This window comes from Streptomyces sp. NPDC047108 (assembly GCF_040643575.1).
Lineage (GTDB): Bacteria > Actinomycetota > Actinomycetes > Streptomycetales > Streptomycetaceae > Streptomyces.
The window spans coordinates 352,929-377,541 of record NZ_JBEYUP010000001.1; the positions used below are offsets into that span (position 1 = coordinate 352,929).

Annotated in this window: 25 protein-coding genes; 12 read left to right on the forward strand and 13 right to left on the reverse strand. The window is 72.5% G+C overall.

From position 1 onward, the window contains the following. The first annotated feature begins 79 nt into the window (after nt 1–79). The gene (locus ABZ822_RS01510) at nt 80–319 is read left to right on the forward strand and encodes a hypothetical protein (protein WP_360845578.1); all 240 of its coding nucleotides are present in this window, start codon (nt 80–82) and stop codon (nt 317–319) included. A gap of 144 nt (nt 320–463) precedes the next feature. Here the strand turns inward: ABZ822_RS01510 and ABZ822_RS01515 are convergent, their stop codons facing one another. Beyond that, nucleotides 464–2,071, reverse strand: coding sequence for a FadD3 family acyl-CoA ligase (locus ABZ822_RS01515; protein WP_360845580.1), 1,608 nt, complete (start codon nt 2,069–2,071; stop codon nt 464–466). Nucleotides 2,072–2,218: 147 nt separating this feature from the next. Between ABZ822_RS01515 and ABZ822_RS01520 the strand changes: the two genes are divergently transcribed. The 4 genes from ABZ822_RS01520 (at nt 2,219) to ABZ822_RS01535 (ending at nt 5,443) form a co-directional block, all read left to right on the forward strand. Further along, nucleotides 2,219–3,370, forward strand: coding sequence for a lipid-transfer protein (locus tag ABZ822_RS01520; protein WP_360845582.1), 1,152 nt, complete (start codon nt 2,219–2,221; stop codon nt 3,368–3,370). 1 nt (nt 3,371) lies between these two features. Continuing rightward, nucleotides 3,372–3,833: an OB-fold domain-containing protein gene (locus tag ABZ822_RS01525; protein WP_360845584.1), complete on the forward strand. Its 462-nt coding sequence runs from the start codon at nt 3,372–3,374 to the stop codon at nt 3,831–3,833. Continuing rightward, nucleotides 3,830–4,594 carry an enoyl-CoA hydratase/isomerase family protein gene (locus tag ABZ822_RS01530; RefSeq protein WP_360845587.1) on the forward strand — a complete coding sequence of 255 codons (765 nt, stop codon included), beginning with the start codon at nt 3,830–3,832 and terminating at the stop codon, nt 4,592–4,594. Before ABZ822_RS01525 ends, ABZ822_RS01530 begins: the two co-directional genes overlap by 4 nt. Before the next feature lie 285 nt (nt 4,595–4,879). Continuing rightward, complete coding sequence (locus ABZ822_RS01535; protein WP_360845589.1) at nt 4,880–5,443, forward strand: hypothetical protein; 564 nt, start codon at nt 4,880–4,882, stop codon at nt 5,441–5,443. 144 nt (nt 5,444–5,587) lie between these two features. Here ABZ822_RS01535 and ABZ822_RS01540 read toward each other — a convergent pair whose 3' ends face one another. From ABZ822_RS01540 to ABZ822_RS01550, 3 genes are all read right to left on the reverse strand, one after another. Continuing rightward, entirely contained in the window at nt 5,588–8,320 is a 2,733-nt protein-coding gene (locus ABZ822_RS01540; RefSeq protein WP_360845591.1) for a serine/threonine-protein kinase, read from the reverse strand. A gap of 191 nt (nt 8,321–8,511) precedes the next feature. After that, complete coding sequence (locus ABZ822_RS01545; protein ID WP_360845593.1) at nt 8,512–9,363, reverse strand: VOC family protein; 852 nt, start codon at nt 9,361–9,363, stop codon at nt 8,512–8,514. Nucleotides 9,364–9,382: 19 nt separating this feature from the next. Further along, the gene (locus ABZ822_RS01550) at nt 9,383–10,174 is read right to left on the reverse strand and encodes a VOC family protein (protein ID WP_360845595.1); all 792 of its coding nucleotides are present in this window, start codon (nt 10,172–10,174) and stop codon (nt 9,383–9,385) included. A 267-nt stretch (nt 10,175–10,441) separates the two neighbouring features. Here ABZ822_RS01550 and ABZ822_RS01555 point away from each other — a divergent pair, with 267 nt between their 5' ends. Further along, the gene (locus ABZ822_RS01555) at nt 10,442–11,089 is read left to right on the forward strand and encodes a TetR family transcriptional regulator (protein ID WP_360845597.1); all 648 of its coding nucleotides are present in this window, start codon (nt 10,442–10,444) and stop codon (nt 11,087–11,089) included. Nucleotides 11,090–11,407: 318 nt separating this feature from the next. On the opposite strand, the gene ABZ822_RS01560 is transcribed toward ABZ822_RS01555, so the two are convergent. Further along, complete coding sequence (locus tag ABZ822_RS01560; protein ID WP_360845599.1) at nt 11,408–11,878, reverse strand: nitroreductase/quinone reductase family protein; 471 nt, start codon at nt 11,876–11,878, stop codon at nt 11,408–11,410. Further along, on the reverse strand, nt 11,878–13,251 hold the full coding sequence (locus tag ABZ822_RS01565) for an acyl-CoA dehydrogenase family protein (RefSeq protein ID WP_360845601.1): 1,374 nt from the start codon (nt 13,249–13,251) through the stop codon (nt 11,878–11,880). Before ABZ822_RS01565 ends, ABZ822_RS01560 begins: the two co-directional genes overlap by 1 nt. 187 nt (nt 13,252–13,438) lie before the next feature. Between ABZ822_RS01565 and ABZ822_RS01570 the strand changes: the two genes are divergently transcribed. Beyond that, on the forward strand, nt 13,439–14,683 hold the full coding sequence (locus ABZ822_RS01570; protein WP_360845603.1) for an acetyl-CoA acetyltransferase: 1,245 nt from the start codon (nt 13,439–13,441) through the stop codon (nt 14,681–14,683). Between the two features lie 45 nt (nt 14,684–14,728). After that, nucleotides 14,729–15,397 carry a pyridoxal 5'-phosphate synthase gene (locus ABZ822_RS01575; RefSeq protein WP_360845605.1) on the forward strand — a complete coding sequence of 223 codons (669 nt, stop codon included), beginning with the start codon at nt 14,729–14,731 and terminating at the stop codon, nt 15,395–15,397. A gap of 13 nt (nt 15,398–15,410) precedes the next feature. Here the strand turns inward: ABZ822_RS01575 and ABZ822_RS01580 are convergent, their stop codons facing one another. Both ABZ822_RS01580 and ABZ822_RS01585 read right to left on the reverse strand, forming a co-directional pair. Next, a complete protein-coding gene (locus ABZ822_RS01580; protein WP_360845607.1) occupies nt 15,411–15,728 on the reverse strand; it encodes a DUF397 domain-containing protein in 318 nt (105 codons plus the stop codon). Continuing rightward, on the reverse strand, nt 15,725–16,549 hold the full coding sequence (locus ABZ822_RS01585) for a helix-turn-helix transcriptional regulator (RefSeq protein ID WP_360845609.1): 825 nt from the start codon (nt 16,547–16,549) through the stop codon (nt 15,725–15,727). The genes ABZ822_RS01580 and ABZ822_RS01585 overlap by 4 nt, the downstream gene beginning before the upstream one ends. Before the next feature lie 75 nt (nt 16,550–16,624). Here ABZ822_RS01585 and ABZ822_RS01590 point away from each other — a divergent pair, with 75 nt between their 5' ends. Then, nucleotides 16,625–16,933: a hypothetical protein gene (locus tag ABZ822_RS01590; RefSeq protein WP_360845611.1), complete on the forward strand. Its 309-nt coding sequence runs from the start codon at nt 16,625–16,627 to the stop codon at nt 16,931–16,933. 64 nt (nt 16,934–16,997) lie between these two features. Here the strand turns inward: ABZ822_RS01590 and ABZ822_RS01595 are convergent, their stop codons facing one another. The 3 genes from ABZ822_RS01595 to ABZ822_RS01605 form a co-directional block, all read right to left on the reverse strand. After that, a complete protein-coding gene (locus ABZ822_RS01595) occupies nt 16,998–18,113 on the reverse strand; it encodes a hypothetical protein (protein ID WP_360845613.1) in 1,116 nt (371 codons plus the stop codon). A gap of 184 nt (nt 18,114–18,297) precedes the next feature. Further along, nucleotides 18,298–18,702: a Zn-ribbon domain-containing OB-fold protein gene (locus tag ABZ822_RS01600; RefSeq protein ID WP_360845615.1), complete on the reverse strand. Its 405-nt coding sequence runs from the start codon at nt 18,700–18,702 to the stop codon at nt 18,298–18,300. Continuing rightward, nucleotides 18,699–19,151: a DoxX family membrane protein gene (locus ABZ822_RS01605; RefSeq protein ID WP_360845617.1), complete on the reverse strand. Its 453-nt coding sequence runs from the start codon at nt 19,149–19,151 to the stop codon at nt 18,699–18,701. Before ABZ822_RS01605 ends, ABZ822_RS01600 begins: the two co-directional genes overlap by 4 nt. Before the next feature lie 162 nt (nt 19,152–19,313). On the opposite strand from ABZ822_RS01605, the gene ABZ822_RS01610 reads away from it, so the two are divergent. After that, complete coding sequence (locus ABZ822_RS01610) at nt 19,314–20,660, forward strand: NAD(P)/FAD-dependent oxidoreductase (RefSeq protein ID WP_360845619.1); 1,347 nt, start codon at nt 19,314–19,316, stop codon at nt 20,658–20,660. 198 nt (nt 20,661–20,858) lie between these two features. Here ABZ822_RS01610 and ABZ822_RS01615 read toward each other — a convergent pair whose 3' ends face one another. After that, nucleotides 20,859–21,551 carry a GAF and ANTAR domain-containing protein gene (locus ABZ822_RS01615; RefSeq protein WP_360845621.1) on the reverse strand — a complete coding sequence of 231 codons (693 nt, stop codon included), beginning with the start codon at nt 21,549–21,551 and terminating at the stop codon, nt 20,859–20,861. 239 nt (nt 21,552–21,790) lie between these two features. After that, nucleotides 21,791–23,011, reverse strand: coding sequence for a histidine kinase (locus ABZ822_RS01620; protein ID WP_360845623.1), 1,221 nt, complete (start codon nt 23,009–23,011; stop codon nt 21,791–21,793). Nucleotides 23,012–23,247: 236 nt separating this feature from the next. Between ABZ822_RS01620 and ABZ822_RS01625 the strand changes: the two genes are divergently transcribed. Together ABZ822_RS01625 and ABZ822_RS01630 are read left to right on the forward strand one after the other, a co-directional pair. After that, nucleotides 23,248–23,820 (forward strand): sigma-70 family RNA polymerase sigma factor, encoded by a 573-nt coding sequence (locus ABZ822_RS01625; protein WP_360846921.1) that lies wholly within the window; start codon nt 23,248–23,250, stop codon nt 23,818–23,820. Continuing rightward, nucleotides 23,817–24,584 (forward strand): anti-sigma factor, encoded by a 768-nt coding sequence (locus tag ABZ822_RS01630; RefSeq protein WP_360845625.1) that lies wholly within the window; start codon nt 23,817–23,819, stop codon nt 24,582–24,584. The genes ABZ822_RS01625 and ABZ822_RS01630 overlap by 4 nt, the downstream gene beginning before the upstream one ends. Nucleotides 24,585–24,613: the final 29 nt, after the last annotated feature.

Here is a 24,613-nt window from a genome sequence, read left to right on the forward strand (position 1 = left end):
GAGCTGAAGCCTCCGCCCCCATCTTCCTGCTTCATCAGGGGATAGATACCCCAAACCCCACCAGCACCAGGAGTTGGTCATGCCCCGCACGAAGAAGCTCGCCATAGCGTTTGCAATCACCGCCGTCGTCACCGGCGCGGCCTCTGCTCCGGCCTTTGCCGACAACCACTCCACGGGCGGGACCCCGGTGGCCCCGCGGGACAACCACTCCACGGTGGTGACGCCTCAGGACAACCACTCCACCGTCGTCACGCCGCGGGACAACCACTCGACGGTCGTCACCCCGCTGGACAACCACGTCACGGTGGTCACCCCGTAGCGCGCCTGCCGACACCGGTCACGGTCGCCGGTCCGACGGCCCACCGGGCCTCACCGTGTCCGGGCCCGGTTGACCTTCACGACCAGGTGACCGTCACGACCAGGTGACCGTCACCGCCGGTTGACCGTCACCGCCAGGTGACCGTCACCGCGCGCGCGAGCGGAGCTGGGTCTTGAGGACCTTCCCGCTCGCGTTGCGCGGCAGTTCGGTGACGAACTCGACTTCCCTGGGCACCTTGTAGTTGGCCATCTCGCGTCGCGACCAGGCGATGAGGTCGTCGGCCGTCACCGTCGCGCCCCGGCGCCGTACCGCGTACGCCTTGCCGACCTCCCCCAGGCGCGGGTCGGGTACGCCGACCACCGCCACCTCCGTCACATCCGGGTGACGGACCATCAACTGCTCGATCTCCGCCGGGTAGGCGTTGAATCCGCCGACGATGAACATGTCCTTGATGCGGTCGGTGATCCGCAGATTCCCGTCCCCGTCGAGCACGCCGACGTCGCCCGTGCGCAGCCAGCCGTCCGCCGTGACGGCCTTCCTCGTCTCCTCCGGCTCCTCGAAGTAGCCCTGCATGACGTTGTAGCCGCGGACGAGCACTTCGCCCGGGCGCCCCGGCGGCAGGTCGTCCCCGGCCGGGCCGACGACCTTCACCTCCGTGTCGGGGATGGCACGCCCCGACGTCCCGGAGACGACCTCGGGCGGGTCGCTGCGGCGGCACATCGTCACGGTGCCGCCGGCCTCCGTGAGCCCGTACGCGGTGAGCACCGTGGCGATCCTCAGCTCGGAGCGGAGCCGTTCCACGAGTTGCAGCGGCACGACCGCGGCCCCGGTCACCACCAGGCGCAGCGCCGAGAGGTCGTGCTTCGCGCGCGAGGGATGGTCGAGGATCGACTGGTGGAGCGTGGGCGGGCCGGGCAGCACGCTGATGCGTTCGGCCGCGATGTTGGCGAGCGCGGTGTCCACGTTGAACACCGGTTGCGGGATCATCGTCGCGCCGCGCAGCAGGCAGGCGATGATGCCCGCCTTGTAGCCGAAGGTGTGGAAGAACGGGTTGACGATCAGATAGCGGTCGCCCTCGCCCAGTCCGGCGAGTTCGCTCCAGGTGTCGTAGATGCGCAGGGTCTGCGCGTGGGTGACGACGGCGCCCTTCGGCCGGCCGGTCGTCCCCGAGGTGAAGGTGATGTCGGAGGGGTCGCCGGGCCGCACCGCGTCCGCCCGGTCCCGTACGGAGGCGGCGGGCACCGCTTCGCCCGCGGCCAGGAAGTCCTTCCACGTGCGGAACGCGTCCGGGGCGTCGTCGCCGAGCACGACCACCTCGCGCAGATGCGGTAGTCCGGGCAGCGGCCCGTCGCCCGCCCCCACCCCCGCGGCGCGCCGCAGCGAGGCCACGTAGGAGGTTCCGAGGAAGGTTCCGGTGACGAACAGCAGCCTGGCGCGGGTCCGTTCCAGCACGTGGGCGGCTTCGGTGCCCTTGAAGCGGGTGTTGACCGGGACGAGGACGGCTCCGGCCGTCACCGCGCCGAGCGCCGAGACGATCCAGTCGGCCGTGTTGGGCGCCCAGACCGCGACCCGGTCCCCCGGTTCCACGCCGGCCGCCATGCAGGCCGCGGCGGCCCGTTCGACCCGCTCCCCCAGCTCGCCGTAGGTGATCCGGGTCCGGCCGTCGACGACCGCCTCGCGGCCCCGGTGGCGTTCCGCCGCCGCGCGGACCAGCCTCGGGATGCTGCCGAACTCCACCTCTGCGCGCCGCATCGCACACCCCTCCCGTGCGGGACTCCGTACGGATCCCGTCCGTGTCCCGGTACGAACAACCTCCGCAACCGCCATAGCTGACTGTCCGTCAGATTAGCGGTACCCTTCCCGGCTGTCAGCAGTGGCGGCTGGACCGCGGAGGTGGCGATGGCGGCAACCCTCAAGGACGCGACGGCGATAGCGGGGATCGGACAGACCCCGTTCGCCAAGCGTCTCCCCGAGTCCGAGAAGACCCTGGCCTGCCGGGCGATCCTGGCCGCCCTCGACGACGCGGGCATCGCCCCGCACGAGGTCGACGCCTTCGCCTCGTACACCATGGAGGAGACCGACGAGGTCGAGGTCGCCAAGGCCGTCGGCGCCGGTGACGTCACCTTCTTCTCCAAGGTGGGCTACGGAGGCGGGGGTTCGTGCGCGACCGTGGGCCATCTCGCCGCGGCCGTCGCGACCGGGCAGGCGTCCGTGGGCGTCGCGTGGCGCTCGCGCAAGCGCGGCAGCGGCCCCCGCCCCTGGAAGAACACCGCCGTGCAGCTCCCGACCCCCGGCCAGTGGACGCGGCCCTTCGGGCTGCTGCGCCCCGCCGACGAGATCGGCATGCTCGCCCGCCGCTACATGCACGAGTACGGCGCGACCCGCGACCACCTCTTCAACGTCGCACTGGCCTGCCGCAACCGGGCCAACCAGAACCCCGCCGCGATGATGTACGAGCGGCCGCTGACCCGCGAGATGTACATGACGGCCCGCTGGATCAGCGAACCCCTCTGCCTGTTCGACAACTGCCTGGAGACCGACGGCGCCCTGGCGTGCGTCGTCGTCTCGGCCGAGCGCGCCCGCGACTGCCGCAGGAAGCCCGTCTACGTCCACTCCGTCGCCCAGGGACTGCCGGCCCAGCACCACGGGATGGTCAACTACTGGTGCGAGGACCCGCTGAGCGGCCCGGCCTGGACGGCGGCCCGGCACCTGTGGAAGTCCGCCGACTTCGGCCCCGACGATGTCGATGTGGCGCAGATCTACGACGCGTTCACCCCCCTCATCCCGCTGTCCCTGGAGGGCTACGGCTTCTGCGGCCGCGGCGAGGGCGCGGCCTTCACCGAGGGCGGGGCGCTGGAGATCGGCGGGCGGCTTCCCGTCAACACCGGCGGCGGCGGGCTCTCCGAGGCGTACGTCCACGGCTTCAACCTGATCACCGAGGGCGTGAAACAACTGCGCGGCACCTCCACCGCCCAGGTGCCCGACGCCGCCACCTGCCTCGTCACGGCGGGCGAGGGCGTGCCCACCTCCGCGCTGCTGCTGAGGAGTTGAGATGCGCGAGACGACGACCACCGACGGCACCGGCCTGCTGGCCCCCACCGTCGACGAGGACGGCGCGCCGTTCTGGGAGTACGCGGAGCGGGGCGAACTGCGCGTGCAGGCATGCGGCGCGTGCGACCGGCTGCGGTTCCCGCCGCGGCCGTGCTGCCCGCACTGCCAGTCGTTCGACAGCACCTGGCGGAGGATGAGCGGACGCGGCCGGATCTGGTCGTTCGTCGTCCCGCACCCGCCGCTGCTGCCCGCGTACGCCGACCAGGCCCCGTACAACGTGATCCTCGTGGAGCTTGAGGAGGACCCGGCGATCCGGCTCGTGGGCAATCTGGTGCCGTCACCCGAGGCGCCACTCGGCGCGGCCGACCCGTTCGCGATCCGGATCGGTACCCCGGTGCGGGCCGTGTTCGCCGGGCTCGCGGACGGTGTGACCGGTCCGCGCTGGATCGCGGAGCGGCCATGACCGTCCGCACCGAGGTGAAGGACGGCGTCGCGCTGGTCACGCTCGACCGGCCCGAGCGCCACAACGCCATCGACCTGCCCATGGCCGCCGAACTCCGGTGCGTCTGGAAGGAGTTCCGGCGCAGGGACGACGTACGGGCCGTGGTCCTCACCGGCGCCGGCGACCGCGCGTTCTGCACCGGTCTCGACCGCTCCGCCGACGTCCCGCAGCCCGCCGGCCCGTACGCGATCGACGACCCGCTGCTGCACGTGGGCCCGAAGGCGTGCGACCTGTGGAAGCCGGTCGTCGCGGCCGTCGGCGGTATGGCGTGCGGAGGAGCGTTCTACCTGCTGGGCGAAGCCGAGTTCCTCATCGCCTCCACCACCGCCACCTTCTTCGACCCGCACACCACGTACGGCATGGTGAGCGCGTACGAGGCCATCGGGATGGCGCAGCGCATGCCGTTCGGCGAGGTGGCGCGGATGGCGCTGATGGGCACGGCCGAGCGGCTCTCGGCGGCCCGGGCTCACGAGATAGGGCTGGTCTCGGAGGTCGTCGCCCCGGAGGAGCTGGCGGAGGCGGCGCTGCGCGCGGCCGGGGTGCTGGCCTCGTACCCGACGGAGGCGGTGCAGGGCACCGTACGGGCCGTGTGGTCGGCGCGGGAGGCGGTGCGCGCGCAGGCACTCGCGGGCGCGCCGCATCTGATCGCGCTGGGGAACCTGCCGCCGGAGCGGCAGGCGGAGCTCTTCGCGGACCGGGGCCGCGACTTCCGCGTCCGCTGAGTCGGTGCCGGAGGGCGGTGCGCGGAACGACGCCGGAGGTCGGTGCGCGGAACGACGCCGGAGGTCGGTGCGCGGGGCGGTGCCGGAGGTCGGTGCGCGGGGCCGTGCCGAGGAGCGCCGCACGCGGACGGCCGCTCCCGGCACGGGACTTGACGCCCGTCGCCGCGTTCCGGGGAGGCGCGCGGGGGCTCGCGTGGCGGGCGCACCGCACCGGGCGTAGCGTCGGCAGGGGAAGCGCTCCCCGGCCGGTCCGCGGGAGAGGCCCGAACGAGGTGGTCCGCGCGTATGGTCCGCAATCTGCTGGGTTCCTTCATCGCCCTCATCGGGGCGGCGGTGGCCGTGTGGAGCCCGTTCCACGACTGGTACGGCACCCGTGAGGGCCAGGACATCCGCGTCCAGGACCCCTTCACGGGGATCACGTCGACGATCCCCTCGGATCTCTGGGTCTCGGTCATGCTGCCGATGCTGGTCGCGGCGTTGCTGACGCTGATCGGGGTGGTGTTCCGGTCGCGGCTTGTCGTGGCGATCGCGGGCCTGCTGATCCTCGGCTACACCGTCCTGTGGATGGTGCGGCAGGGCATGGAGCTGGGCAGCCTGACGGCCGGCGGAGACGGAGGGCTCGGTGCGGGAGCCGGGCTGGCCGTGGCGGGTGGCGTGCTGGTGCTGATCGGCTCGCTGGTGATGCGCGGACGGAAGCCGCGTGGCCGGGCCCGGCACGGGCTCGACGGCCCGGAGACGCCGGAGGACGACCTGTACGGGGGGCCGCCGACGGTCGCGACCGACTACAGCGACTACCGGCCGCGCCCGGACGACCCCTGGCCGCCGCAGGATCACCGCCGCTCCCCGTAGCGCGAGTACGGCCTCGTGGCGCGGGGGGCGTCGTGGCACGCGCACGGCGTCGTGGCGCCGCGTACGGCCGGGCCGACGCGGGCCGGGTCCGGACCGCCAGGCGTGGGGCCGGCTGCACCCGGACCCGCCTAACCGCCCTACCCGCTACCCGCGCCCGGAGGCCGACTGCCGCGAGAGCCCCGTGCCCTTGAGGGCGTCCAGCGCGTACACGCACCGGTCCTTGCTGCATGCGTAGACGACACCACCGGCCACCAGCGGCGCGCCCGTGATCTCCCCGCCCGTCGCGAGTTTCCACCGGAGCTGGCCGCCACCCGCGTCGAGCGTATAGAGGCAGTGGTCGGCGGAACCGAAGTGGACTCGGCCGTCGGCGACCACGGGGGCGCCGATGACTTCGCCCTGCGCGGCGAAACGCCACTTCGGGGTGCCCGTGACCGCGTCCAGGGTGTAGAGCGCGCTGCCGCTGCCCACGTGGACGGATCCGGCGGCGACGAGGACGGGTTCGGTGGACTGCCGGGTCTCGGTCGCGATGCGCCAGCGGTCGCGGCCGTCGGCCGCGTCCAGGGCGTACACCATGCCGAGGTGGTCGGCGATGTAGATGCCACCGCCGGTCACGGCGGGGCCCGGCGCGTAGGCCGGGGCGCTCAGGAAGACCGCGGGCGCCTCGAAGCGCCACCGCACATCGCCCCGCGCCGCGTCGATCGCGAGGACGCGCGCCCCCGCCGCCACGTACACGACCCCGTCAGGGGCGTGCAGCAGCCGCACCGGGACGCCGCCGCAGGACGCCGCGTCCCCGACCGGGTAGGACCAGCGCTCCACGCCCGTACGGGCCTCCAGCGCGCGCAGCCGGCCGTCGGACCAGACGTAGACGATGCCCTCGTGGACGGAAGGACCCGCCTCAGGCGTCTCGAAGTCGGTCTGGGCGCCGGTGATTTCCCACAGCTTCTCGCCGTTGGCGGCCTCCCACGCCTGGACACCTCCGCCGCGCGTGCCGGTCACCACCGTGCCGTGGCCGACCTTCAGCGAGTAGACCCAGCCGTCGGCGTTCAGCCGCCACCGCTCGGAACCGTCGGCGGCGTCCAGCGCGTACAGCGTCGGCCCGTCCGAGGCGTGGATGCGGCCGTCGGCGACGGCCATCGCCCACGCCACGTCACGGGTCTTGAACTGCCGCCGCCCGGTGGCCACATCGAGCGCGTGCACCTCGAAGGAGGTGACGTAGAGCAGGTCCCCGGCGACGGCCGGGGTGCCCCAGACGTCGTTCGACATCCGGAACCGCCACGGCCGCCAGCGCGCGGGCGCGCCCTGTGCGCCGGGCGGCTCCGCGGGCGCGGGCAGGGGTGCCGATACGGGGGCGGGCGGGGCGTGGTGGTTGTCGGCCGCGGCCGCGGGTCCTGGCACGGCCGCCGTGCCCGCGGGCGGCCGGACCCAGCCGGTGGCCCCGGCGCCGTGCCGGGCGGCGTCCCGGCCGTCGGCCGCGGCGCGGGGGCCCGGCCCTATCGCGACCTGCGACCCGGGCAGGCGCACCGCGCCGTCGGCGGGCGCTCCGGGTCCGGCCGCGGGCGCGCTGGCGCCGTCCCAGCCTGCGGCGGCGGGGCCGTGGCCCGCTGCCGGCGGGCGGTCGGGGGCGGGGCGCAGGGCCGTGGGGCCGTGGCCCATAGCGGGCCCGGAGGCCAGCGGTCCCGGCCCGCCCTGCGCTGCGGCCGCGCCGCGCGGATCTCCCACGCCGTGGCCGCCTCCGCCGGGCCGGTGAGCGTCGGGCCCCGCCGCGTGGCGTGCGGCGGCGGCCGCGGCTCCGAGACCGGGCGGGCCCGGCGCCTGGCCGTCCGGGGCGCCGGCGTGCCGGGCGGGGCCGCCGTGCGCGTCCGCCGGGGCCGGGGCGCCGCCCTGGCCCGCACCCGGGCCGTACGAGGGGCGCGGCGGCTGTGCGGGGCGTGCCTTCGCGCCGCCCGCACCGCTGCCACCCGACGGCCTCGGTGCCGACGGCCGCCCGCCGCGCCGCTGCTCGATCATGGTGACGGCCCGCCCGGGCAGCCAGGCCGACGCCGTCCCGCTGTCGTCGCCGCCCGCGGAGAACAGATGGGGCGCGAGCTGGGACTGCAGGTCCGCGGGGCTCGGCCGGTTCTCGGCGGCCATCTGCATACAGGATTCGATGAGCGGTCGCAGTTCGTCCGGCAGCCCGGCGAGGTCGGGCCCTTCGCGGAGGAGCATGAAAACCGTCTCCACGGGGTTGGCACCGTGGAAGGGCGCGTGCCCGGTCGCCGCGAAGACGAGGGTCGAGCCGAGCGAGAAGATGTCGCTGGCGCCGGTGACGCTGCGCGAGTCGCGCGCCTGCTCGGGGGACATGTACGCGGGCGTGCCGACGGCCACATTGGTCATCGTCAGACGGGTGTTGGAGACGCCGCTCGCGATGCCGAAGTCGATGACGCGCGGACCGTCCTCGACGACGAGGACGTTGGACGGCTTCAAGTCCCGGTGGACGAGGCCCGCTCCGTGGATGGACTGCAGCGCCTCGGCGACGCCGGCCGCGAGCCAGCGCACCGCCTGAGCGGGCAACGGGCCGCACTCATTGACTATTTCCTCGAGGGAGGGCGCCGGGACGTACGCCGTCGCGAGCCACGGCACGGCGGCCCGCGGGTCGGCGTCCACGACCGCGGCGGTGTAGAAGCCGCTGACGGCGCGGGCCGCCTCCACCTCGCGTGTGAAACGGACCCGGAAGAGCTGGTCCTCGGCGAGTTCCGTCCGCACCGTCTTGATCGCCACCCGTCGGCCGGACGCCGAGCGGGCGAGATAGACCAGCCCCATGCCGCCGGCACCGAGTCGGCCGAGCACCTCGAAGGGCCCGATCCGCCTCGGGTCGTGCTGCGTCAGCTGCTCCACCACTTGCCTGCCACCTCCCCGTGGGGGCCTCGAAGGTTTTCAGCCCCGTGCAGCGTCTCACCGTGAACCGTCGCGGGGTACGCAACCTGATTCTTCCTGGCGAAGGCGGTGGTTGCGAACCCGGGGGCAAATCGGGGTGTCTCCCCGGACAATTAACGCAAATACCCAGGCAGAAGGGGGTTACCCATGGGTTGTCACAGGTTTGCGGCGGGTTGACAACGATCGGCGGACAGATCCCGGAACGGGCCACGCGCGCCTAGTGTGCCGCTCTCGAGAGGTCGATGACCGCAAAGTTTGCGCCCTGATTGTCGACCATGACCGCGAGGCGACCGTACGGCGTGTCTTCGGGATCGAGGATGACACGTCCGCCGAGCCGGACCGTCGTCCGTACCGCCTTGTCGCAGTCGGCCACGGCGAAGTACACGAGGAAGTGCGCGGGCATTTCGGCCGGAAAACTGCCGTCGATCTCGGCACGCCCGGCGACCGCGCCCTCCACGCCGGCCGGCTTGCCGGGCGGGGACCCAGACCGCGAAGGGAACACCGTCGCCGGTGTCCAACTGCCGTGTGGTGTAACCGAATACGGTCTCGTAGAAGGTGTCGGCCCGCTCCGGCACCCGCGTGTAGAGATCGGTCCAGGCGTACGAGACGGGGCGGCCCCGCTTCTCGAATCCGGCGTGCGCGCCCGCCTCCCACAGCCCGAAGACCGCACCGCCCGGGTCGGCCGCCATCACCGTCGCGCCGAAGTCGCCGACCGGCCTGGGCGCACTGACGATCCGGCCGCCCGCCTCCTCGATCCGGGCGGCGGCCGTGTCGGCGTCGCGGGTCGCGAAGTAGAGGTTCCAGACGGTGGGCATGCGCCCGTCGGGCTTGGGCACGAGGGCCGCGACGCCGCGCCCGTCGTGGAAGGCCCAGGTGTAGAAGCCGTACTTCTGCTCGCTCTCCTGGAAGGTCCAGCCGAACAGCTCGCCGTAGAAGCGCTTGCCCGCCTCGAGATCGGGGACCATCACGTCCACCCAGCAGGGGACGCCCTCGTCGAACGCGGCCATCGGAACCGTCCTCCCCGGCCTAGCCCTGGACCTCGGGCTCGCCCACCGTCGTCCGCGGGTCGATCACGGAGAACGCCGCGCCCTGCTGGTCCTCGACGATCGCGAAACGGCCGTACGGGCTGTCCTGGGGGTCCACCCGCACGGCGCCGCCCAGCCTGCGGACCGTGCCCACGGCGCCGTCGCAGTCGTCGACGACGAAATAGACCATGGCGTGCGGCGGGACGGAATCCGGTGTGCCCTCGGGCAGTTTGAAGCGTCCGGCGACCGGCTTGCCCGCCACCTGCCAGACGACGAAGTCGACGCTGTCGTCGCCGTACGCCACGGGCTCGATGGGGAAGACGGCCGGGTAGAAGGCGTCCACGCCCTTGGTCTCGCGGACGCTGATCTCTGCCCATCCGAAGGAGCCCGGCTGGTACTGCCGCTCGAACCCTTCGTGCGCACCGGCCTGCCAGACGCCGAAGACGGCGCCGCCCGGGTCCTTGGCCGTCATCATGCTGCCGTGCGGGCCGACCTGCATCGGCTCCGTCACCACCTCGCCCCCGTGCTCGCGGATGCGCCCGGCGGTCCGCTCGATGTCGTCGGAGGCGAAGTACAGGCTCCAAGCCGGCGGCATGCCCTCCATGCCCTCGGGGACCGGGTAGAGCGCGGCGACCCGCTGTCCGTCGCGGAGCGCCTGCGTGTAGTGGCCGTAGTCGGCCTCACCCTGGTCGAAGGTCCAGCCGAAGAGCTCGCCGTAGAAGCGCTTGCCCGCCTCGAGATCGGGGACCATCGCGTCCACCCAGCAGGGTGCGCCCTCGGGGAATGCGGCCATGACGTGCTCCTCGTGGTCCTTGTGGTCGGCAGATGTCTGGAGAATGTCCTGTTTCTGCACGTTAACCGCATATTTGAGGGGGCGCCCGTTGTCCACGGAAGTTGTCCACAGCCTGTTGATAAGAGGATTCATTCGTATGGACCAAAAGGGCCTCGCGGATCTTCGGCGTCACCGGCACTGAGCTGGCCCTTCTCCCCGCGGTCCGAGCCCCTCCCCATTTGCATGCGGCCGAATCGCGCTCCGATCACCCCTCGGTAAGCTGACGGCATGACAGGACAAGTTCGCACCGTCGACGGCCGGGTCGCCGGGCGCCGCGGGCAGGCGACGCGGCAGAAGCTGCTCGACTGCCTCAGCGAGATGCTCAGCTCCTCGCCGTACCGCGACGTCAAGGTCATCGACGTCGCCCGCAAGGCGGGGACGTCCCCCGCGACCTTTTACCAGTACTTCCCCGACGTCGAGGGCGCCGTCCTCGAACTCGCGGAAGAGATGGCCAAGGAGGGCCAGAAACTGACCGACTTGGTCGCCGGGCGCTCCTGGACGGGCAAGGGCGGCTGGCAGACGGCCGAGGAGCTGGTCGACGGCTTCCTCTCCTTCTGGCGCAAGCACGACGCGATCCTGCGCGTGGTCGACCTCGGCGCGGCAGAGGGGGACAAGCGGTTCTACAAGATCCGCATGAAGATCCTCAACGCCGTCACCAACTCCCTGACGGATTCGGTCAAGGAGCTGCAGAGCAAGGGGCGCGTCGACAAGGACGTGAGCCCGGCCGCGGTCGCCGGTTCGCTGGTGGCCATGCTCGCCGCGGTGGCCTCGCACCAGAAGGGCTTCCAGAGCTGGGGCGTCAAGCAGGCAGAGCTGAAGCCGAACTTGGCACTGCTGGTGCACCTCGGCATCACCGGCCGCAAGCCGACGAAGTAGACGACGCAGGGGCGCATCGCGGATCGCGCCCCGACGGCGGCCATGTGCCCGCCCTCGTCTCCTGCCGCACGCGCGGGAGTTCCCCCGTGGGGCGCGCCAACGCCCTGATGCCGCATGTCGACCGGCCCTCCGGCCCGTGGGCGACCGCCGATGTCCTGTCACACAACGGCGGCGCCGGCGCCCGGGGAGCCGGTCGTTCCTGTTCCCGTATCTCCCGTGCCGTGCGCGGACGTTCACCACACCGTTCCCCGAACTCCCCTACGGAACCCCGCGATCGGACCGCGGATGGCTGTCGGGTGGAGACGTCGAAGCAGCCCGTCAGCGCGGGTGCAGGCGGAAGACGCGGATCCTGCGCTCCACCCGCCGCTGGTACGTGGCGTACGGCGGCCAGTACGCCAGCGCCGCCGACCACGCCTCCTCCCGCTCCTCCCCCTCCAGCAGCCGCGCAAGGACCGGGACGTCGCACCCTTTCCAGCTGATCTCCGCCTCCGGGTGCGCCAGCAGGTTGGCGGTCCACGCCGGATGCCCCGGACGCCCGAAGTTGCTGCCGACCAGCAGAAACGTCCCGCCGTCCTCCGGCAGGCAGGCCAGCGGCGTACGTCGCGGCTCCCCGCTCCTCGCGCCCGTCGCCGTCAGGACCGCCCCGGGCAGCATCCGCGCGCTCGGCAGCACCCTGCCGCGCGTCAGCCGGTGCACGGCCCGGTCGAGCGCCGGGATCACATGCGGCGCGACCTTCGCGAAGCCCTTCGTCGAGGACACCTTCTGCACGATGCGCAGGGCCGCGTCCATCAGACCGCCATCCCTTCCGCCGCGGCGCCCCGCGCGGCCCGTACCGCACGGGCCTCGCCGAAGAGGCCCGCCTTCTCCGCCGCGTGCGCCCGCAACCGGTGCACGGGCCCGAAGAGGAGTTCGTCGGACGCGGCGCGCTTGAAGAACAGGTGCGCGTCGTGCTCCCAGGTGAAGCCGATACCGCCGTGCAGCTGGACCGCCTCGCCCGCGACCGCGCGTTGCGCCTCCAGCGCCTGCGCGAGCGCAAGTCCCCCCACGCCCGCCGCATCCCCGTCCAGGCCGCCCGGCCGGTCCAGGCTGTCGGGTATCTCCCGACCGTCCGGTAGCCCCCGCCCGCCCCGGGACTCCTGCCCGTCCCCCTGGGCTCCTTCGCCCGCCGCCCACGCCGCGTAGTACGCCGCCGATCTGGCCGCCTGGATCCGCACGTACAGGTCGGCCAGCCGGTGCTTGACCGCCTGGAAGGAGCCGATGGGCCGCCCGAACTGCTCGCGCGCTCCCACGTACTCGACCGTCCGCGCGAACACCCCGTCCGCGGCGCCCACCGCTTCCGCCGCCAACGCCGCCGCGGCCGTTCCGCCCAGGCGGTTCAGGGCGTCGAGCACGGCCGCGCCCTGCTCGTCCTCGCCCAGTAACTCGGCCTGCACATGGCGCAGTTCGACCCGCGCCTGGGGCCGTGTCTCGTCCAGTGCCGTACGGCGCGTCCGGGTGAGCCCCGCGGAGCCCTCGTCGCCCGCCCTCACGACGAACAGGAGGGTGCGGCTGCGCGCGTAACCGCCCGTGTGGGCGGCGACCAGCAGCAGCCCCGCGCTGTGCCCGTCGAGCACCCGGTCCGCCTGCCCGTACAGCCGCCAGCCGTTCGCCGTGTGCCGCGCCTGGACGCCTCCGGCGCGACCGCCACCCGCCCAGCCGTCCTCCGTCGGACCCGAGCCCGGTCCCGCCGCACCGGCCCGGTTGTCCCCGGTCAGGCCGAGGGCGAGAGCCGGAGCCGTGCCGGGGAGGGCGAGGGCCGCGGTCAGTTCACCGCGCGCGAGCGGCGGGAGCAACGTGCGCCGCTGTTCCTCCGTGCCGAGGCGGGCTATCAGGGGCGCCGCGAGGACGGCCGTGGCGAGCAGCGGGGACGGCAGGAGCACACGGCCCGACTCCTCGCAGGCCAGCGCCAGTTCGGTCGTCCCGCAGCCGACTCCCCCGTACGCGGCGGGCACGGCGAGTCCGGGCAGACCGAGCTGTTCGGACAGCAGCCGCCACAGCGTCTCGTCCCATCCGGCCGGGGTCCGCACGGCCCGCTTGACCTCGTCCGGGCCGCACCGCTTGAGCAGCAGCTCGCGCAACGTCCGGCGGATCTCGTCCTGTTCGGCGGTGAAGGCGGCGTCCATCGGCAAACTCCTCCCACCCGCCCTGCTCCCGCCGCCGCGCGGGCGGAGGTATCGTGACCGGCGGCGCGACCAGGGAGATGTCCATGATGCACGTGAACTGACGGGCCGTCATGCTAAGCCGCCCACGGCCAGATGGACAGAGTCGTACGGGGGCGCGACCCAACACATCTGATGTACCGTCAGATTCATGTGGAATGCGACCTCAGCGACGTCAGCGACCCGCAGGAAGCCCCGCACGACGACAGCCCGCACCACAGCCCCCTACCGGGCCCCCGCCCGCCGGGTCGCCGTCGTCGGCGTCGCCCTCGCGGACTGCGGCCGGGTCGACGACCTCACCCCGTACGCCCTGCACGCCCAGGCCGCCCGCCGAGCCCTGGCCGACTCCGGCCTCGACCGGTCCCTGGTCGACGGCTTCGCCTCGGCGGGCCTCGGCACGCTCGCCCCCGTCGAGGTCGCCGAGTACCTGGGGTTGCGGCCGACATGGACCGACTCCACCGCGGTCGGCGGCGCCACGTGGGAGGTGATGGCGGCGCACGCTGCGGACGCCATCGCCGCGGGCCACGCGAACGCCGTCCTCCTCGTCTACGGCTCCACCGCCCGCGCCGACGTCAAGGCCGGGCGCCGCACCGCGAACCTCTCCTTCGGGGCTCGCGGCCCGCTCCAGTTCGAGGTCCCGTACGGCCACACGCTCATCGCCAAGTACGCCATGGCCGCCCGCCGCCACATGCACGAGTACGGCACGACGCCCGAGCAACTCGCCGAGGTCGCCGTCCAGGCCCGCGCCAACGCCGCCCGCAATCCCGACGCGATGCACCGGGACCCCATCACCGTCGACGACGTGCTGTCCGGTCCCGTGATCGCCGACCCGTTCACCAAACTCCACTGCTGCATCCGCTCGGACGGCGGCTGCGCGGTGTTGCTCGCCGCCGAGGACTACGTACCGGACACCGCCAAGGAGCCCGTGTGGATCCTCGGCACCGGCGAACACCTCTCCCACAGCACCATGTCCGAGTGGGAGGACTTCACCGTCTCCCCCGCCGCCGTCTCCGGCCGCCTCGCCTTCGAGCGCGCCGGGGTCCGCCCCGAGGACGTCGATCTCGCCGAGATCTACGACGCGTTCACCTACATGACGCTGGTGACCCTGGAGGACCTGGGCTTCTGCGCGAAGGGCGAGGGCGGCGCGTTCGTCGAGAAGGGGCGCCTGCTGCGGGACGGCGAACTGCCCGTCAACACCGACGGCGGCGGCCTCTCCGCCTGCCACCCCGGCATGCGCGGACTGTTCCTTCTGGTGGAGGCGGTACGGCAGTTGAGGGGGGAGGCGGGCGAACGGCAGGTACGGAAAGCGGGCGGCCGCCTGCCCGAGCTGGCGGTCGCCTCCGGTACGGGCGGCTGGTTCTGCTCCTCCGGAACGGTGGTCCTCGGGACCGGGTGACCCACCGCTCAGGGCCGGGAGCCGGGCTGCTGGTTAGGCTGCCGCATGGCCTCCGAACAGCAGCGTTCCTTCCGCGACCTTCTGCGCTCCCTGCGCGTCTGGGACGGCGAACTGCCCACCTTCGACCCGGCGACCGCACCCGACGGCCCGCTGCCGCTCTTCCAGCAGTGGCTGCGCGAGGCGGCGGAGGCGGGCGCGCCCGAGCCGCACACGATGACGCTCGCGACCGCGGGCGCCGACTGCCGCCCGTCGCTGCGCACGCTGATGCTGCACGACGCCGACGACCGCGGCTGGCACTTCGCCACCCACAGGACGAGCCGCAAGGGACGAGAACTGGCCGAACGCCCCGACGCCGCCCTCGGCTTCTACTGGCCGGCGGTCGCCCGGCAGGTCCGCGTCCTCGGCCGCGTCACGGCCGCCGGGCCCGAGGAGAGCGCGGCGGACCTCCACCGGCGCTCACCGGGCGCCCTGGCGGCGGCACTCGTCGGCCGCCAGAGCGAGGTGCTGGACGCGTACGAGGAGCTGGAACGCGCCTCGGCCGCCGCCTGGGACCGCGCCCGCCGCGAGCCCGAAGCGCCCGTCCCGAGCTGGACGTTGTACGTGCTGGAGCCGGACGAGGTCGAGTTCTTCCAGGGCGAGCCCCAGCGCCGCCACATCCGACTCCGGTACAGGCGGGAGGGCGACGGCTGGGTGCGGGATCTGCTGTGGCCGTGACGGGGGTGGGTGGTCAGGCGGTGGGCTTCGGCCCGTCGCTGACCATCGCGAGGAAGTCCGCCCAGGCGTCGGCGGAGAAGGCCAGCGCGGGGCCGGTACGGTCCTTGGAGTCGCGTACGTGGACGGTGCCGGGGGTGGCGGCGACTTCGACGCATTCGCCGCCTTCGTTGTTGCTGTAGCTGGACTTGTGCCAGTTGTAGGCGACCTCGACGCAGGCGCCGCCTTCGTTGTCGCTGTAGCTGGACTTGCGCCAGTTGAACGCGACTTCGACGCAGTTACCGCCCTCGTTGCTGCTGTAGCTGCTCGTGAACCAGCCCAGTTCCGAGTTCATAGCGCGCTCGCAGTCCTTTCGATCAAGTCCACGGACTCCCAGGGCGTCAGTGCCTGCGCCCGAAGAATGCCGTATCGGTCGAACAGCAGATTGACCTGATCCGGCTTGGAGATCAAAGTACCGCCGCCCGGCCCCTCCGCATACGCCAAGTTGCGCCCCTCTGGAGTGCTCAACAGCTGTACGGGTCCGCGCAGTCCCGCGTGCTCGTGCCTCCGGGTCGGCATCACCGTCAGCGTGAGGTTGTGCATGTCCCGCATGCACTGCGAGAGGTGCCAGAGCTGCGCCTTCAGCACCTCGTCACCGCCGATCGGCCGCTCCAGGACCGACTGCTCGATCACATAACTGAGGGTGGGCAACGGCTTGCGGCTCAGCACCGCCTGCCGCTCCAGCCGCGCATCCACCAGCCGTTCGATCTCCTCGTCCTCCAGGACCGGGACGCGCACGCGGTACAGGGCGCGGATGTACTCGGGTGTCTGCAGCAGGCCCGGTACGAGCAGGCTCTCGTACGCCCCGATGCTCACCGCGTCCGCTTCGAGCTTCACCCAGTCCACGAACTCCGGCGGGTACTTCTCCTCCTCCATCATCTCCACGCAGGACACCAACGCGCCCTGTGCGCCGAGCACGTGGTCGGCCTGGAGGAGGAAGTCGCGGCTCGGGATGCGTTCGGCGCGTTCGTAGGCGCCTTCCAGCGACTCGGAGACCAGCAGCCGTTCGGCGAGATCCTTCTGGGTGAGTCCGGCCCGCTTCCGGAAGTTCTTGATCAGCTCGCCCACGTGCCTGCGCGCGTGCGTCGGTTCCTGACCCGATCCCACAGCGCTCACCACCCTCCCCACATCCCGCCGATGTGCACCGTGTTCCCCTGGTCACGGTACGCAACGGCCAGGACAGTTGAGGCTGTGACGACGGAAAACCACCCCACCGATCCGCGGCCCGCCGAACCGCGTCTTCTGCCCTGGCCGAGCCCGGAGGGCAAGCCCTGCTATCTGATCTCCGACGGTGACGGCGGCCGGATCTCGGACCTCGCCGACGACATCGAGGAGCTTCAACTCGACCTGGCGTCGGAGGTCCTGACGCACAGCCGCACGATGCTGTCCGCCGCCGAGCCTCCGCGTCCGGTGGAGCTGCGCTTCGTCGCGTACCGGCTGGCGGAGTCGCTGCACGACGCGCTGCGCGTGGCCGAGAGCCGCGGCCGGCGGCTGCCCTGACGCCGAGCGGCCGGAGGCCCGTAGGACCTCCGGCCGCTCGACCGTCCGCTCGCCGGTCAGGGGCTCAGCGCGGTGAGACCAGGTTGGTCTGCGACGGCTGGTTCGGCCGCCAGGCGCCCTGGTTCGTCTGCGACGGCTGGTTCGGCCGCGAACCACCCTGGTTGGCCTGCGGCATCTCGTTCGGCCTGGAACCGCCCTGGTTCATCTGCGGAACCTGGTTGGGCCGCGAGCCACCCTGGTTCGCCTGCGAAGGCTGGCTCGGCCGCCACCCACCCTGGTTCGCCTGCGGAACCTGGTTGGGCCGCGAAGCGCCCTGGTTCGCCTGCGGCACCTGGCCCGGCCGCGAGCCGCCCTGGTTCGCCTGCGAAGGCTGGCTCGGCCGCCAACCACCCTCGTTGGCCTGCGGCATCTGGTTCTGCTGCCGCGGCGGCTGGTTCAGCTGCGGGGCCTGGTTGTTCTGCTGCTGCGGGACCTGGTTCGGCCGCGGGACCTGGTTCAGCCGGCCCGGGTTGAAGCCGGGGTTCGTCCGGCAGCCGAGGTTCTGGTAGATGTTCCTGTTCGTCTGCGGGTCCCTGCCGGCCCAGTGGTACTGGCACGCGCCCTGGATGTACCGGCCCTTGATGCCGCCCGGGAAGTCGATCTCCTTGTTCCACAGGTACTGCGACTCGATACCGGTCTGCCGTGCCGTGGCGTTGATGTCGATCCCGCCGGGGGCCTGGATCGCGTAGACCCAGCCGTCCACGCCGTTCGACGTGGCGAAGCCCTGCGCCACCCAGCGTTCACAACTGGTGCTCACGTGGGCGCTGTTCTGGCCGCCGCCGCCGATGATCCACCGCGGCAGCGGGGTCAGCTCGGTGCCCAGCGGGGTGAACCCGTTGCGGAAGATCGCGCTCGGGTCCTGGCGGGTGTCGCCGCGCCACAGCAGGTTGTCGTCGTGACGCCAGTACCAGTCCTCGCGGACCGAGGCGAGGTTCACCTGCTGGCGGAGTCCGATGTTCGTCGTGGTCCGCACCCAGTCCCGCTCGCGGTACGCACCGGTCCGGCCGCAGGGTCCGGTGTCGCGGATCTGCTCCGGTGTACCCGGGTACGGATCCGCCGAGGCGTCGGCGGGGGCGCCGATCGCCAGCGTGGCAGTGACAAGGGCCGTGGCGGAAGCGATTCGAAGCGCAGCCTTCAGCATGCTCGGGACAACCCCTCAGTCGGCACAGTTGACCCACGGTTGGTAGCCCGAACCGGGCCGGAATCGACCGGCGTTCGCGACAGTCACCCGCAGGCACCAGCACGTCCACCCGCTCGGCGCAGACGGGGTCGGCTGTCCGGCCTCGCCTGGGTCCCGTACACCCGGCAGAAGCCCTGGCCTTGGATCAGGCGGGGCGGAAGACCGGGACGGACACGCCCTCACTCGTACGGAAGGCCGCGCGGACGTCCATGCCGATGCGCAGTGCGGCCTCCGGGCAGCCGACGATCTCGGTCATCATCCGCGGGCCTTCGGCGAGATCGACGACGGCGGCGGTGTACGGGACGCGGTCGCCGAACGGGGGCAGGTCGTTCCGGTGGACGACGGACCAGGTGTAGAGGGTGGCGTGACCGCTCGCCCGTTCCCAGGTGACGTCTCCGCTCCAGCAGCGCGGGCAGAACTCGCGCGGGTAGTGGTGCGCCGCGCCGCAGTCGCCGCAGCGGCGGATCAGCAGGCGGCCCTCGGCGGCGGCGTCCCAGTAGGGCCGGGTGAAGGCGTCCGTCTCGGGCACGTCGTGGCGGGGGGCGCTCACCGGAACAGTCCCAGCGCGGCGTCGAGCGACCAGGTCTGCCCGGCCATGGCGAAGAGGGCGACGAGCGAGATGAGCGCCATCATCGAGTTCTGGCCCTGCTCGGCCCAGTCGTGGATCATGAGCACGAGGTAGAGCAGGTTGAGGACGAGCCCGCCGACCAGGGCGACCGGGGTGAGGAAGCCGAGGATCAGGCCGAGTCCGAGGGCGAGTTCGGCGTACACGACGACGTAGGCCATCAGCTTCGGCCGCGGCTGGACGACCTTCTCGAAGCCGCGCCGGACGGCCCCCCAGCGATGGTCGGCGGCGACGCCCGCGGCCCAGGCTATGCCCGTACCCCGTTCGAACCAGGCCTTCCTGTCCTTGTGGCGCCAGCTCTCCAGCCACCACAGGCCGAGGCCGATGCGGAGGACGGCGAGCCATTCGGCTCCGCCGAGCCAGATCGTCTGCATCGGGGACACCCCCCTCATAAGTTTCTGACGGTACGTCAGTTCAGCGGATGAGGACGGCCGGACGCAAGAGGCCGTCGCCGACCACGGTCCGTGATGCATCCGCAACCGATTCGGTATCGGGTTGACCGACACACGACAATCCGGGCCCCTACGCTCACGCGCATGCCCGACATCACCGCCACGACCGCCACACCCCCGGTGACCGCTACACCCGCCGTGACCGCTACACCCCAGGTGACTGCTACACCCCTGCTGACCGCCACGCCTCGCACGACCGCGACAACCCCGACGACCCCGACGACCGCCGTGGCCGAAACGCCCGGCACGTCTCACGCGACGGCCACGCCTCCGGCGACCGCCGTCGCCGGAACGCCCGTCTTCGTGATCGGCGGCGGACCCGGCGGCCTCGCCGTGGCCGCGGCTCTCCGCGAGCGAGGGCTGCGCTCGGTGGTCGTGGAGAAGTCCGGCGGCGTGGGCGGTGCGTGGCGCGGGCACTACGACCGGCTCCGGCTGCACACGACGCGCAAGCTGTCGGCCCTGCCCGGGCTCGCGATACCCCGCGCCTACGGGCGCTGGGTCAAGCGTGACGACATGGTGCGGTACCTGGAGGACTACGCCGAGCACCACCGGCTGGAGATCGTCACCGGTGTCGAGGTGACCCGGATCGAACGGCGGTCGGTCGAGGACGGCGCCCGGACCCGCTGGCTGCTGCGGGCCACCGGCGGGCGGGAGCTGGCCGCGGACGCGGTGATCGTCGCGACCGGCTTCAACCACACGCCGTACGTCCCTGACTGGCCCGGACGGGACGGCTTCCGCGGGGAACTGCTGCACGCGGCGCACTACCGGAACGCCGAGCCGTACCGCGACCGGGACGTCCTGGTCGTGGGAACCGGCAACACGGGCGCGGACATCGCCGTCGACCTCGCGAAGGGCGGCGCCTCCCGTGTACGGCTGGCGGTGCGCACCGCGCCGCACATCGTGCGCCGGTCGACGGTCGGCTGGCCCGTGCAGCGGTCCGGGATCCTGATGCGGCGGATGCCGCGGTGGGCGGTGGACCGCGCGGCGCGGATGGCCGGTCCAGACCTCGCTGCGTACGGGATGCCGCGGCCGGAGACGGGGCTCTCGTCGCGCGTCCGGGAAGGTGCCACACCTGTACTGGACGCGGGCCTGGCCAAGGCGGTCCGGAAGCGGAAGGTCCAACCGGTCGCGGCCGTCGGGTCGTTCGACCACGAGAAGGTGGTCCTCACGGACGGCACGGTCCTCACGCCGGACGTGGTCGTCGCGGCCACGGGCTACCGGCGTGGCCTGGAGGACCTGGTCGGCCATCTGGACGTCCTGGACGAGCGGGGGCGCCCGCGCGTGAACGGGCGCCGGTCCGTCACACCCGGCCTCCACTTCACCGGCTACACCACCCCGATCAGCGGGATGCTGCGCGAACTCGCCCTCGACGCCCGCCGGATCGCCCACGCCCTCGACCGTGAGGACCGGCGACGGCGAAGGGGCCGCTGAGGGCGGCGCGCGGGCGCTCACCGACGGAGGCCGGTCGGAGGCCGGGCGGAGTCCGGCACGCGGCCGGGGACAGCACACGTAAGCCCGGTGTTCTCGGGTACCCGCGGGCCAAGCTGTCGTAGCTTCCCCCGGGGGACCTCGATGGCCAGGCTCTTCCGGTCCGGACAAGGGCCGGAAGAGCCGCACCGGACAGCTCGGTCACGATTCATCGTCGAGTGTGCCGGTCTCGCAGATCCGCCGGGCGAGATCCCGCAGCTTGACGTTGCGGTCCTGGGACAGGCGCCGCATCACGTTGAACGCGTCCTGCCCGCTGAGGTCGTACCGCTCCCTGACGATGCCCATGGCCTCACCGATCGTGTGCCGGGTGTCGAGCGCGCTCTGGAGCTGGTCGGCCGTACGCGCGCTGGAGAACGCGACCGCGGCGTGCGAGGCGAGAAGCCAGCCGGCCGTCTCGCTGCCCTTGGTGAAGACCGCGGGCTTGCGCGAGTAGAGGTTCAGGGCGCCCAGATCCTCGTCGAGGGTGTAGAGCAGGAACCCCATCATGCTGCCGACACCCAGGTCACGGGCCTGCCGGGTGTACTCGGGCCACTTCTCCTGGGGCTCGGTGAAGTCCTTGATCCGGTACGACGGCTCGCGCTCGCGAGCGGCGTCGAAGCAGGGTCCTTCCCTGAGCCGCTCCTGGAGCTGGTCGGAATGGACCACCAGCCCGTCGGTGGGCGCCAGCGTCTCCACGTGCTTCTCCCGGAGGAGCAGGATGCCGGCGGCGTCGCAGCCCTCCACGTTCTCCACGGCGGACTCCGTGATGCGCTCCAGCGTCGCCTCGACCGAGTCCTGCGCGAGCAGATCCCGCGCCATCGCGGCCATGCTCTCCGCGAAGTCTTCCCAGTCCATGACCGTCGCCTTTCTGCCCGTACAAGTCTCTCCCGAGCCTCGGTGATCCGCCCGGGATACGCCAGGAAGGTGCGGCCGATGCGGTCTGAGCAGCGCTTCGGCCCCCGAGTCCGGTCCTGCCCCGTAAGGAGGCGCCGAATCCGGGCCGCGCGCCGGAGCCGCGTGCGCGGTGGGGCGAAGGGCTCCTGGGCGGGCGAGGCCGGAGGCTGTACGCGGGCCCGGGCGGAGGCTCGTGTCCGTCAGGCGGGATCGACGGGGATGTCGGCGGCCACGCGGAATCCGCCGTCCGCGCCCGGGCCCGCTTCGAGGCGCCCGCCCACCGCTTCGATGCGCTGCCGCATACCGGCCAGGCCCCGGCCGGTGCCGTCGCCGTTGCCACCGCCCATGCCGTTGCCACCGCCGTTGCCGTTGCCGTTGCGCGCCGCCGATCCCGCTTCCGGCCCGGGCACCGGTTCCGCTCCCGCGGGGCGGGGTCCGGCGCCGTCGTCGGTGATCTCGGCGCGGAGGGAGTCGGGCGCGTAGATCAGCCGGACGCGGACCCGCTGGACCGCGCCGGCGTGCTTGATGATGTTGGTCAGGCTCTCCTGTACGAGCCGGTAGACGCTGAAGCCGACGACCGAGGGAACGTCCCGCGGCGCCCCCGTCACCTCGTAGACGGCCGGGAGTCCGCCGGCGCGCGTCTCCTCGACGAGACGGCCGAGATCGGCCAGGCCGAGGTCCTGATGGTGCGGCGCGGCGTCCTGCACGTCCTCCAGGAGCCGCAGGGTGCTGCGGATCTCGGAGAGCGCGGTGGCACTGGCGCGGTTGATGCGCAGCAGCGCGTCCTGCCCCGCTTGCGGATCGGTGGCCAGGACGTGCGCCGCCACCCCCGACTGCACGTTGATCACGGCAATGGAATGGCCGACGACGTCGTGCAGTTCCTGGGCGATGCGCAGCCGCTCCTCGTCCACCCGGTGACGTGCCTCCACCTCGCGCGTCCGCTCGGCGCGCAGGGCGCGTTCCTCCATGGCCTGCGCATACCGGCGCTGATTCCGCATGGCCAGACCGACGGCGCTCGCGGCGACGAACCAGCCGAGCTGAATCCCGTTGTCGAGCCGGAATCGCTCGATGTCCGGGATCAGGGTCGCGGAGAAATACATCGCGGCGACGGTCGCTGCCGTGAGCGCGACCGACATTCTGAGCGCGCACCGGAGGCCGACTTCGTAGAGGGCCACCATGACGGTGATCGCTGCGGGGAAAACCGTTCCGTCGACGAGTGCGGCGTAGGCCAGGGACGCGACCACGGTGACGACCAGCACCGCCACCGGCCGGCGGCGCCGGAGCGCGACGGCGACGCAGGCGGCTGCCGCGATCAGCGCGGTCTCGGCTCCCAGCCATGCCGCGCTGAACAGCGCGGAGTACGTCAGCACCAACGCGAGAACGACACCGGCCAGCGGCCATCCGGTCCATCGCTGCCCCATGACTGCGACGGTAGATCATGCACCGCGTCCGATGACGTACGACGTCCCGGGTGGGGGTCCACCGCTGCCTTCCAGGAGGGCCCGGTCCCATCGTTACGGGATCGATGCCGCTTCCACCCATCCGATCGGCGAGCGGCCCCGAATCGCTTGCGGAATCCCCTCGTCATCGTGAAGCCGGAGGAAGACATGGCCCCTGCCGTGTATGCGGAGGCAGTGCTGTGAGCGAACCGCTGCGGATCGCTGGATCCACACCCACCATCGAGGCGTCGGACCTTTCCGCGCTCTTCTCGCTGGTCGCACGCGGCGACCAGGAGGCGTTCGGAAAGCTCTACGACGCCGTGAGCGGCCCGGTCCTGGGCCTCGTGATCACCATCCTGCGGGACCCGGCGCAGTCGGAGGAGGTGGCCCAGGAGGTGTTCGTCGAGCTGTGGCGTACCGCCGCGCGCTACCGCTCCGACCGCGGCAGCGCCATGAACTGGGTCCTGACCCTCGCCCACCGGCGTGCCGTGGACCGCATCAGGTCGACGACGGCCGCCGCGAACCGTGAGCACCGGGCGGCCCTGCTCGACCAGTCGCCCGCCTACGACGAGGTGAGCGAACAGGTCGAGGCGCGGCTGGAGCGCCAGCAGGTGCGCCGGTGCATGAAGACACTCACCGAACTGCAGCACCAGTCGGTGACCCTGGCCTACTACCGCGGCCTGACGTACCGGGAGGTCGCGGAGCTGCTCGGCTCACCGCTGGGGACCGTGAAGACCCGGCTGCGCGACGGCCTCATCCGCCTGCGGGACTGCCTGGGGGTGACCGTATGAGCACCGCCGATCTGCACACGCTCACCGGTGCCTACGCCGTTCACGCGCTCTCCGTGGACGAGCGCGAGGCGTTCGAGCGCCATGTCGGCTCCTGCGACCCGTGTGCGCAGGAGGTACGGGAACTGTCGGCGACTGCGGACCGGCTCGCTCTCGCCGTGGCGCGGGTCGCGGCGCCCGAGCTGAGGGCACGGGTGCTGCGCCGGATCACCACGGTCCGCCAGGAGGCGCCGGACGTGCCCGTACGGTCGCGGCGTGGCCGCCTGGGCCGGTTCGCCTCCTGGTCGCTGCCGCACCTCGCGCTGGCGGCGTCGCTGGTGGTGGCCGCCGTGGGCGGGGTGGCGCTGTGGCAGAACCAGGAGGCGCGGGACGCCCGTCACGAGGTCCAGCAGGTCCGCGCCCGGACGGACGCCGTCTCGCGCGTGCTGTCGGCGCCGGACGCGGTGAGCCGGCCGGCGGGGCTGGGCGGGGGCGCCAGGGGCACGGTGGTGGTGTCGCGCGGCGAGGACAAGGCGGTGTTCGTCGCCCACGGCATGCGGCGGTTGAGCGGCGGCAAGGTCTACCAGCTCTGGTTCGACGACGGGGGGCGGATGCGCTCCGCGGGCCTGATGGACGCGTCCCGGGGTGCGACGGACGCGGCGCTGATGGAGCTGATGGAAGGGAAGGTGGGCAGGGCCTCGGGCATGGGCGTCACGGTCGAGCCCGCGGGCGGCTCGGACCGGCCGACGTCCCGGCCCTTGGCGCTCGTCGCGTTCCCGTCGGCGTAGCGGCATCCGGGGGCGGGCTTTCCGGGCCG